We start from the raw sequence: 10,386 nt of genomic DNA, 5'->3' as shown, positions 1-10,386 counted from the left end.
AACGAGTCGCCGTGCAGCACGACCTTGCCACCGCGCGAACGCACGCCTTCGACCTTGATCTCCGGGGTGGTCTTGGGCATCACGATGGTCGCTGACACACCCAGCGTCTTCGCCGCCAGTGCCAGGCCTTGTGCATGATTGCCCGCCGAGGCGGTCACCACGCCCCGCGCCCGTTCTTCCGCGCTCAGCTGCGCCAGCTTGTTGTAGGCGCCGCGAATCTTGAAGGAGAACACCGGCTGCAGGTCTTCGCGCTTGAGCAGCACCTGGTTGCCCAGCCGCTCGGACAGCTGACGAGCGCCTTGCAGCGGGGTTTCCACGGCCACGTCGTAGACACGGGAGGTGAGGATTTTCTTGACGTATTGATTGAGCAGGTCGCCATGCGCCTGCGTTCTGTCGAACATCGAGTTCATCGTGTCGGCCTCGTCGAAACGGAAGCGATGATCAGGCGTGGCGAAAAAACGGCGAGGGAAGGGCGGATGGTGATCATGTCTGACTCCTGGTTCGAGATTCGAAGCCCGGGAGACAGGGAGAAAAAACCCGCCTCCAGGGCGGGTTCGGTGCAAACGTCGGCTAACCCGCCATGACTGGAATGGCGGTAATAATGATCTGGCCGAAGAAGTGCTGGGTAAGGTTCATGGCCTGAAGACTATGGCGAACGCGGCGCATCCGTCAAGGGCAGGCTCGTATAGACGCGCGGCTTGTCCCGCGGTCTGCCGGGAACCGACAGTAAGATGATCAAGTGTCTTCTGGCGATACACCGCATTTCCCGGTTTTACGACTGCTGCGCAGCCGATCGCGGGACAAGCCACGCTCCTACAGATGCGTGACCCATGGGCGTAGGGATTTCCTGACCACTTGCGTGATTTTTTGTTATGAGCTAAACATTCCATTGGCTGGCTACGGATCCCGTTCTAGAGCCTTGGCAGGGGTGCATCAGGGCCGTTTCCTCAAAATGAGCGCGTCAACTGTTCAAGAAGCCTTCATTTATCCTTCATGACGGCACTTTAGGGTGAAGGTCGTGGTCAGTGAAACCAGTCGTTGAGACGACAGAAAAGACTATCGAGACGAACGAGAACAGCCACGAGGGCATGAGTGATGGACGATTACCAAGAAGAACTGCTGGAATATCAGGCTTACGAACTTGACCCGCTTGAGCCTGCTGACGACGCTACCGAGCTTTAAGCATTGCTCAGGCTGAATGACGTTGGCTGCGGCGGAACGCGCCTGGCGTCTGACCGTTCCAGCGTTTGAAGGCGCGTTGAAAGGCTTCGGCCGACGCAAAACCCAGCAAGTAGGCGATCTCGCCAAAAGCCAGTTCCGTGTCACGGATATAGGTCATCGCAAGGTCACGCCGCGTGTCATTGAGAATCGTGCGAAAGCGTGTGCCTTCCTCCGCCAGTTTGCGGCGCAGGGTCCAGGTGGGCAGCTTCAGCCGTGCAGCCACTTCCTCCAGATCCGGCTCTCTTCCTCCGTTCAATAACGGTCCCAGCAACTGAGTGATACGCTCACGCAGGCTGCGGGTGCGCGTGAGTTGCTCCAGCTCCCGCTCACACAGCTGAAGCAGATGCCGCCATGTGCCGGGCACATGATCCGGGTTGCGCAGCCCGAGCACGCGTTGGCTCAGGCGCACCTGATTGACGCCCGCCGCGAAACTGACGGGATCTTCGCTCAAGCTGCCGTATTGACTGGCATAGGCAGGGGCGTCGAATTCGATCTCGACCTTCTCCGCGATGATGTCTGTGCGCGCCAGTGTGGATAGCTGATGCAGCCACCCTGCGAGAATCGAATCCACCACGAAGCGGTTGTAATCGTTGTAAGGGCTGATGGAGTAGAAGCGCAGCCAGGCGCCTTCGCTGTCCTCGTGAAAGCTCGACTGCCCGCGGTAGTTGGAGCCGTACAGCGGCTCAAAGCGGATCAATGTCCGTGCCGCCTCTCTTACGGTCGGCGCCTGGGCCGCCGTCACCCCGGCAAGGCCTGACTGACTCAACCGGCTCAACCGGCCCATGCGCAGACCCAGGGCCGGCGTGCCGGTCAGTTGAATCGCCGCATGGCCCAGGCGCATGTACCGGGGAATCGATAACCGTGCACCGGCTTCCGCCAGCCGGGCGGGGTCGAGCCCGTATTGGTCGAGCAGCGACTGCGGGTCCTGACCCAGATCGCGGACAGCGTCGGCCAGGTTGTGGACGAAGCCGACCGACAGATCACCGAGGCGGACCCTGGGCGCGGTCATCTGTCACAACCACAGATTGATCAAACGCGCCCCGTGACCGGGTTTGGCACCCTTGGGCGCGGCGCTGACGGATTGCTCGGCGATGCTCTTCCCGCCCCGGCTGGCAAAGCTATGGCCGGCACTGCCTTGGTCCCAGAACTGGCCGCGCATGAACACGCTGATGCCGGCTTTGGCGCCGGTCAGCGGGGCAAGCGTCAGGCGTTGCCAGGCGTCGCCTTCGTTCAGGGGCTGTGCGCCGAGCTGCAGATGCGCTGCGAGCGCCTCGTGCTTATCGTCTCGCCACGGCTGCGACCAACTGCCGGTGCCTGCGACGAAGGCCGGGACGGCGATCAATTCGGCCCCGCTTTCGTTAAGGCGGGTGTAGTTATCCGGGTACCAGCTGTCGCTGCCGATCAGTGTGGCAAGACGGCCGGCTGGCGTTTCGACGACGTTCAGCGGCGCCTTTTTACCGGCGCGGATATAGCCCCGCTGATACCAGTTGGGAAACAGTTGCCGTTGCGGCTGACCCATCGGCAAGCCGTCACGTCCGAACACCAGGCTGCTGTTGTAAAGCGCGCCTGTGCCGACCAATAACTGCCCGTCTCGTACCTTCGGGTTGGGCAACACGATGGAGCCGGCCACCAGCGTCACGCCGAACTCCTTCGCCAGTCCCCCAAAAACCGTCTGATAATCGCGCGCCATGCTGCGTGACTTCATGCGCAAGTGCACGTCATCCAGCCAGCGTTCACCACGGGTATGAAACAGCGCATCGAGGAACAGCAACGGGTTGCTGAACGACAGCCAGTTCATGGCCTCTTCAATGGTCGTGGCCTCATAGAACTGCGATTTCTCGTCCACGGCCAGGAGCCAGGTTCCGATGTGTTCGGGCAGTACGACGATGGTTTTGTCGTTGAGCAAACCTTGGTCCCGCGCCTGCTCCAGATAAGCCGCAAGCTTGCGGTGCAGGCGCTTGACGCTTGAGTAATCCGAAGGGAACAGCTCAGGCTGAATGCCCAACAGGTTGCCACGTCCGCCGGGCTGACCATCGTTGATCACCAGTTGAATGCGCAGGTCCGTGAGGTAGTGGCCGACATGTCGCTTGCTCGTCCACAGCGCATAACTGACGAGAAGAATCGCCAATACCACTGTGATGAACGTGCCAAGAACTTTGCGCATGGGGGACGGATGATTGCCCTGATCAGATAGCGGGTGCGGAATCGAGAGGCGGGCAGGATACGACAAAACAAGGGGTGAACGATAATTCGGCAGTGGGAGCGGGGGAGTGGAAGCAGGGACGCGATGTTCGAGCCGCGGAATGAGCAGCAGTCCTCAAAACGACAAAAAAATCGGATCCAAAATGAATTTATTGTTCCGTAAGCTATCTAGCATCACGCTCAGGGGCAGTTCGCACCCGCGAGCGACACGCGTTCAGCGCCGGCCAGACGGCGAAGCCAATCCGGACGGCGCTGCTTCATTCACCACGACAGGGATGCATAAAACCTCATGCCAACGACCCCAACGACCCCAACGACCCCAACGACCCCAACGACCTCAACAGCCTCAGCAACTGCGCCGACCACCGGCGAGCTGGTCGCCCGTTTTCAGTACGGCAAGGGCTTTCTGATTTTTCTTCTGGTGTTCGGCGTGATCCTGCTCGGCATGGCCGGGTTCGTGCTGTACCTGAGCACCGTGCTCCCCGCGAACTCTTCGGGATCAGTCACGCTCACGACCCAGCGCGGCAACACGCTCGACTTTTCCAACCCCATCGTCCTGATCTACTGCACCAGCGCTTTTCTGGCCATCCTCGGCCTGGGCGCATTCGGTGTCTATGCGTGGCAAAAGAAACTGCGTCAGACAAGCTACGAGCTGTATGAGCGCGGCATCGCCCACATCACTCACGGCAAGAAAACCTATCTGGCATTCACCGAGATCGACGACGTGTATCTGTTCGGTTCGGGCCAGGCGGGATTCACGGGGCTGATCACCAATCTGGCGTTTCGTCGCAACGCAAGCGAACCCTTCCATCGCGTGATCGAAGCGCTCAAAGGCTTCCAGCGTTTTCAGCAGATGTTCCGCGAACTTTATCTCAATGCCCGGCAGCCAGCGGTGCTGCAAACGCTCCAGGCCGGCGGCAGTGTGACGTTCAATTACATCGACTCCGCGCAGGTTTGGGGCAAGCGCATGAGCGGTGATTTCCTGAACGTGAAGACATTGCCGATCCGGGTCTCCCGCGACGTCCTGTACATCCAGGACAGCCAGGTACCAGTCGCTACGCTGCGCACCGTTGACCTGAGCGCCTGGAGCGAAAAGGTTGTGATCAAGGACGAGGCCGGAAAGGTCGTGCTGTCGACAGTGGCCACCGGCATCCTGAGCCATGACCTGTTTCTCAACACCTTGAGCCTGTTGATGGAGGATACGGCTTTGGACCTCGCGCAGACTGCGCCGGTGTCGGTCTGAGTCCTGTATTGAGTTGAACGACGGAACCGTTGATCCATGACTGAACACATCATCTACAGCGTTGAAGGCGAGAGCGATGAGCTCGAGTCCGTCGCGCCCGATTGCTGGATCTACTCGCGATGCTGGGCGGCTTTTTACTCGCTGTTTTGCTGCACGACCAAGTGCAACGGTATGTCATAGGGCGCTGACAGCGATCGGTTCAGTCGTTCGCAGGTCGCCTTGCATCGGCCAACTTTCCCCGCGGGGCGCTGCTTCACTCATCATCCGCTCGTGTGCAGTAGCTGGCTGCCACGGGCTTATTCACTGCCTGGAGATTCACCGACATGAACGTCTCATTTCGCCCTCACTGGTTACTGGCCATCGCGCTTCCCCTCGTACTTGCCGCCTGCGGCAGCAGCGAGCCCGACCAGCGCGCCGCGTTCAAGCAATTTCTGCAGACTCGCATCGTCGACAAACCGGGGGTTCACGTACCGAAACTGACGCCCGATGAGTCGAAGTCGTTTGGTGAGTACGCGACTCACTACGCGGTGATCACTGATTTCAACAACGGCATGGACGCCAGCGTCAAACCCTTGGGCAGCCTTGTCCAGAAAAGCACCGTGCGTTCGTTGGGCGATGTGGTCTCGCGCCGTGACGACCTCAGGGCGGTGCAAAGCGGCCTGAACGACATGGCCGCGCAACTCAAGGCACAACAGGCCAAGGCCGACAGTGCCCATGTCCAGCTCAAACAGCCTGAAGATCTCAAAGCGGTCTACGACAGCGCCTATGACCGGACCGTGAGCGTCCCCGCGAATACGTTTCTGAGCGTGGTGCCTCAGATCAACGGCGCCCTGGACAGCAGTTTGAAGGTGGCCGATTACCTTGACGCCCATAAGGCGCAGATTGAAATCAATGGCCCGGTGGTCAAGGTCAAGGACGCCAAAGTGCAGGCGGAACTGAACGCGCTGTTGCAAGACCTGAATGCACAGGCCCAGACCGTTCAAAAAGCCCAGGCGCGGATGCAATCGATGATGCTGGGGCACTGATCACTGATCACTGATCACTGATCACTGATCACTGTAGAAGATTTACGCTGGCCCTGCCGCAGGGCCAGCGTGTCGTGGGTAATCACTCAGTCTGAAATGCGGAACACGACAAATCAATCACTTATGACGGTTCGTCCACATTAGGTGGATTTTTTTTGCGGATGATTTGGTTTTTTGGCCCGACTTGAGCCGCACATGCCATCAGCGCCAGCGAAGGCGAAGATGCCCTGGTTAACGTCACCGATCAGCGAAATCTGCACGCCCGCCTTCATGAGTATTTCCAAGGTCACTTTGTGCATCGTGCCCAGATCCTGCGATTCGTCGACCAGAATATGCGGATAGCGGGTGGCCAATGCCTTAAGAATCGCAGGTTGATGGAGCAGCGTTCGAATTACCCAATAGCGCCCGAGGTCATGGGTATATGCGCCAGTGCGTCCCAGCTTTTCGATGACCTCCTTGGCCTTTCCGTGATCAAGTTGTTCTACCCCTCCTTTGGTGTCGACGAAGAAGACCGACTTTCGATTCTCTACGCCCACCTGCACATCCTTGATCGGGATTGGGCGTTCGGTTTTGCTCTTCCAGTACTGGAAGCTACTTAAGAACGGCTCCGAACCCGATACAAGATAGGGGGGTCGCGTGGCTCCCATGGTGCGGTAGCCATGGGGGCGCAGAACATGTTGGGTGAAAAATCCGTCTAGCGTGTCCACTTCTACGCGCTTGCGATTAGCATCGTCCGGCAGATCCGAAGCGAGCTCTGCGTAGCCGTTGTTGAAGGTATTCACGGCCACATTGGAAAAAGACAACAGCACGACGCGGCCGCGGTGATCAGCCAGCTTTTGCCGAATGGCGATCAGCCGCCGAATAGCGGTGGCTGTTTTACCACTGCCGGCGCAAGCAGTGACTGCCATCGGTTCTAAGGGCGCTTCGATTACAGCTTTCTGCTCATCGGATAGCTTCATGGCTTGTCCGCTCCCCGGCAAACGTGCTGGATCGCTTGCGCGAGGTATTCTGGGACCTTGAATTCGGGCTTCAAGGCAATCTGTTCAGCAAGCGCTTGGCCAAAGCTTCCCTTCTGCACATTGCTACTGGTGTCTTTACGTTCGAACATCCCGCAGAACGGACTGAAAATCGCGCTTCTACGCGAAATCCACATCTGCTGACGTGCCGATAAATTTCAGATTTAACGTGGACGCGCACATTTCAATTTTGGCGAAGCGTTTTTACACACTCTGGGCCGTTTGCTGCCCATCGCATGCCCTCACCGCACTGATGCCTGATAATCACCCAGAAGTACCGCGGCTTACCAAGCCGTTTCGCAAGAGCGAGCTCGCGGCAAATCACTGGACGAAGTTTCCGAGGATAAAGTTGTAGCGACCTGAGTCGTTTCAGCGAGCCAACCCTCAGCGCGCCTACCTGTTAGTCTTGCGCAGCAGTTCGTGGGCCATCTCGATGGCCTGCTTGCGTGAGGCGGCGAACAGCAGCGGGTAGCCCCAGACCTTGGCGAACAGGCCGGCGAATGCCTTGAATCCCAAGCGCTTTGCCGCGCTGGGTTCGACCATGATCAGGGCCAGAACCAGGCTGCGCAGTTGTGCCTTGTGCTTCTTCATCCACAGCGTGATGCGTTTCTTTTCTTGTGGTGAGTGCTCATGGTCATCGCCCGGTGGCGTTTCGCTGAGCAGCACGAAGGGGTCGCCGCGCTGCAGGTTGGCTGCGAACTCGTCGAAGTCCTTCTGGGTATCGTGCCCGGGCTCGTGGGCGAAACTCATCCACACCAGCGGGAATTCAGCGCTATTCATCGACATGGCGGGTTCCTTTGCGGTTGAGGTGACGCCAGTTGGCGGCGATGGCGAACACGCCGGGCAGGGTGATGAAGAATACCGCCGAGAAGACGACGTACCAGCCGTCGCGCAGCCCGTCGGTGACTCCGCCCAGGGTATTGAGCACGACAAGCAGGCTGCCGAGGATCAGGACAGCCCACTGGGCCTTGCGGGTTTCGATCAGGGCGAGGAGCACCGTGACGATCCAGGAGCCATAGAAGGTAGGAAACACCCACAGCATGCCGGGCTCGAAGGTAATCGCCGGGGCGGTGCCCTGTGCTCTCACAAAGTCATTTACGTAGAAGAACAACTGGAAGGTCACGAAGAGCACTGCGCCAGCAGTAGTCGTCAACCAGAGCAAGGTGACCTTGTTCGCATTGTGTATCGCCAATACGTGAACCGGGTTTTGGGTAGGCATGAGCACGTTCTCGATGTTCAGGCGGTAGGGGCACGAGTTGCCGGCAGCGATCCGCGTACTGCGGGCAATCAGTAGCGGTAGTCCAGCGTGGCCATCAGGTTGCGCGGGGCGCCATAGGTCACGGTGTCGAAGTCACCCTTCTGCAAGGCGTACTTCCTGTCGAACAGGTTGTTGACGTTGAGGCCCAGGTCGATGTTCTCGCTCAGGGCGTAACGCCCCATCACCGAGGTCAGGGCATAGGCGCTCTGTTCGCCGCCCAGCGTGCTGGTGCCAACGCCTGGCGCCTGGTAAAAGCGGCTCTGCCACTTCACGCCTGTGCCCAGGGTCAGCTTGTTCCACGCGCCGGGCAGCCGGTAGGTGGTGAAGAACTGGGCCGTGGTGCGCGGTAGCTGGGAGTTCAGGCGCTCGCCGTCGCCATCCTCGGCGGTGAAGTGGGCGATACCGGCGTAGATGTTCCAGCCAGTGGCCAGCTCGCCCTGCAGGTCGAACTCGATGCCGTGAGACTTGGTGCCGTCGGCGCCGGTATAGGCGTTGGCTCCGCCTGGGGTGAACGCGCCGGGGACCAGTTGCGCGGCGTTGTCCAGCTTGGTCTCGAACACCGCCACGGCAGCATTCAGGCGCCCGTCCAGGTAGGCGGCCTTGAGGCCGACTTCCTTGGTCTTGCCCTTGGACGGCGTGAGCACGTTGCCGGTCGTGTCGCGGAAGTCGGTTTGCGGGTTGAAGATGCCCGTGTAGCTGACGTAAGCCGAGTAGGTACTGTCGATGTCGTAGACCAGTCCGACGTACGGGGTGAATTCGTTGTTTTTCTTGTAGTGCAGCGTGCTGCCGTTGGCGTCGTCATCGACCTCGTAATAGTTCAGGCGCCCGCCGACGATGAGCTTCAGCGGATCGGCCAGGGAGAAGCGGGCCGCACTATAGATGCCGCTCTGCTTGACCTCGGTGCGGGTCGGGATATGCGGCATGGCATCAAAGTTGGGCCGCGGCGTGCCTGGGCTCAGGGTATGGATGTTGATCGGCGTAAAGCCTGCGAAGAACGGCGCTACGTCGTCCTGGCCGGCCTTGCGGCGTGAGTTGGTCGCGCCCACCACCAGGTCGTGCTGGCGTCCGAGCATTTCGAAGGGACCGCTGGCCATCACGTCAAAAGTGTTCTGACGGCTGCGTCCTTGGGACGCCACTGCAAATGGGAATGCGCCCAGCCCCGTGACGGGGTCAGGTCGGCCACCCAGGGAGACCAGTTCGGATTCGCTATCGGTGTGGTACTGGTTGAACACGCCCTTGAGGGTCCAGCCGTTATCGAAGCGGTGTTCAATTTCGGCAAAGGCGGTCTTCAAAGTATTGTCAAAATGGCTCCAGTCCTGTCCGTAGCTCTTGGAGCGGGAATAATCGATCTGTGAACCGTTGCTGTACCACAGTGGCAAGCCGCCCCAAGTGGCGCCCTTTGGCGTGATGTCTTGATAGTCGTAGCCCAGGCTCACCGTGGTATCGACGCTCAGATCGGCCTCAACGATGCCGTAGAATGCCTTGCGCTCGGGCTTGTAGCCGTCCAGGTACGAGTTGCCGTCCTGATAGGTACCCACCAGGCGCGCGCGAATGCGTCCGTCCTCGGTCAGCGGTGTGGAGACGTCGCCCATGCCGCGGTGGGTATCCCAGCTCCCAGCGTCTAGGGACGCGGATGCCGCGAATTCAGGCGTGGGCCTTTTGCGCACCAGATTGATGGCGGCCGAAGGGTTACCGGTCCCAGTCAGCAGGGCCGAGCCGCCGCGCACCACCTCAACACGGTCATAGAAGGCGGTGTCTAGAGCGCTGATGCCGCTGCCGTTGACGGCGTTGCCGATCACGGTGGGGATGCCATCGTACTGCACGTTGCTAATCAGAAAGCCCCGAGAATAGAAACTGGTGCGCTCGCTATCGGCCTGGTCCGCGGTGACACCATTGGTGTTCTCCAGCACGCTCTGTACCGTGTTGAGTTGCTGGTCGTCCATGCGCTGACGCGTGATCACCGTCACCGCTTGGGGCGTTTCCTTAAGCGTTATCGGCAGGCGCGTCGCCGCTGCTGTCTCGCCGGTGGTGTAGGAGCCGGTGCCCTCGCTAGTCGCGTTGTTCATCTGGCCTGTCACGCTGATAGCCGGCAGGGCCACCTCCTGTTGAGAAGGGTCTGCTGTCTGGTTCTGCGGCTGCGCCGTCTCGGCGGCCAATGCGCCTGGCGCATTAAGCAGAAGTGCTGCCGCAATCGCCGAGCCCAACGCGCTGCGGGGGGCGTTTTTGATGTGCCCGGCGGGCGGCGGACAGACGACCGAACCGGTGCACAGGGCGAGAGGCGTGCGAGACTTCCCTTCAAAAGATGAAGCATTCATTAAGCGATACTCATTCGTATTTATGTTGGCGGATTTAACAACAAGGGCGACGCATCACGATGGTGAAATCAGGCCAGATTGTTGCTCGATTCGGCCAATCATGATC

At 59.6% G+C, this 10,386-nt stretch carries 9 protein-coding genes; 2 read left to right on the top strand and 7 right to left on the bottom strand.

The annotated features are described in order from the left end of the window. The 3 genes from BMY73_RS03745 to BMY73_RS03735 all read right to left on the bottom strand — a co-directional run. Positions 1 to 371, bottom strand: a 371-nt coding sequence (locus BMY73_RS03745; protein WP_139214095.1) for a pyridoxal-phosphate dependent enzyme, incomplete at its 3' end; no start/stop codon positions are given. An 818-nt stretch (positions 372 to 1,189) separates the two neighbouring features. Beyond that, a complete protein-coding gene (locus tag BMY73_RS03740; protein WP_092405115.1) occupies positions 1,190 to 2,230 on the bottom strand; it encodes an AraC family transcriptional regulator in 1,041 nt (346 codons plus the stop codon). Between the two features lie 3 nt (positions 2,231 to 2,233). Beyond that, complete coding sequence (locus BMY73_RS03735) at positions 2,234 to 3,385, bottom strand: carbon-nitrogen hydrolase family protein (protein WP_092405113.1); 1,152 nt, start codon at positions 3,383 to 3,385, stop codon at positions 2,234 to 2,236. A gap of 327 nt (positions 3,386 to 3,712) precedes the next feature. On the opposite strand from BMY73_RS03735, the gene BMY73_RS03730 reads away from it, so the two are divergent. Beyond that, complete coding sequence (locus BMY73_RS03730) at positions 3,713 to 4,666, top strand: hypothetical protein (RefSeq protein ID WP_139214093.1); 954 nt, start codon at positions 3,713 to 3,715, stop codon at positions 4,664 to 4,666. Positions 4,667 to 4,989: 323 nt separating this feature from the next. Continuing rightward, positions 4,990 to 5,691 carry a DUF3053 domain-containing protein gene (locus BMY73_RS03725; protein WP_092405111.1) on the top strand — a complete coding sequence of 234 codons (702 nt, stop codon included), beginning with the start codon at positions 4,990 to 4,992 and terminating at the stop codon, positions 5,689 to 5,691. 140 nt (positions 5,692 to 5,831) lie between these two features. Here BMY73_RS03725 and BMY73_RS03720 read toward each other — a convergent pair whose 3' ends face one another. The 4 genes from BMY73_RS03720 to BMY73_RS03700 form a co-directional block, all read right to left on the bottom strand. Further along, the gene (locus tag BMY73_RS03720) at positions 5,832 to 6,650 is read right to left on the bottom strand and encodes a UvrD-helicase domain-containing protein (RefSeq protein WP_256570802.1); all 819 of its coding nucleotides are present in this window, start codon (positions 6,648 to 6,650) and stop codon (positions 5,832 to 5,834) included. 450 nt (positions 6,651 to 7,100) lie between these two features. After that, entirely contained in the window at positions 7,101 to 7,493 is a 393-nt protein-coding gene (locus tag BMY73_RS03710) for a hypothetical protein (RefSeq protein WP_062380668.1), read from the bottom strand. Next, the gene (locus BMY73_RS03705) at positions 7,480 to 7,926 is read right to left on the bottom strand and encodes a hypothetical protein (protein ID WP_062380670.1); all 447 of its coding nucleotides are present in this window, start codon (positions 7,924 to 7,926) and stop codon (positions 7,480 to 7,482) included. Before BMY73_RS03705 ends, BMY73_RS03710 begins: the two co-directional genes overlap by 14 nt. A gap of 68 nt (positions 7,927 to 7,994) precedes the next feature. Then, a complete protein-coding gene (locus tag BMY73_RS03700; RefSeq protein WP_092405107.1) occupies positions 7,995 to 10,280 on the bottom strand; it encodes a TonB-dependent siderophore receptor in 2,286 nt (761 codons plus the stop codon). Positions 10,281 to 10,386: the final 106 nt, after the last annotated feature.

The sequence above is a fragment of the Pseudomonas sp. NFACC02 genome, from assembly GCF_900110765.1.
Classification (GTDB): domain Bacteria; phylum Pseudomonadota; class Gammaproteobacteria; order Pseudomonadales; family Pseudomonadaceae; genus Aquipseudomonas.
Note: the sequence above shows the minus strand (reverse complement) of the source record. Positions and strands in the feature narration are given on the sequence as shown.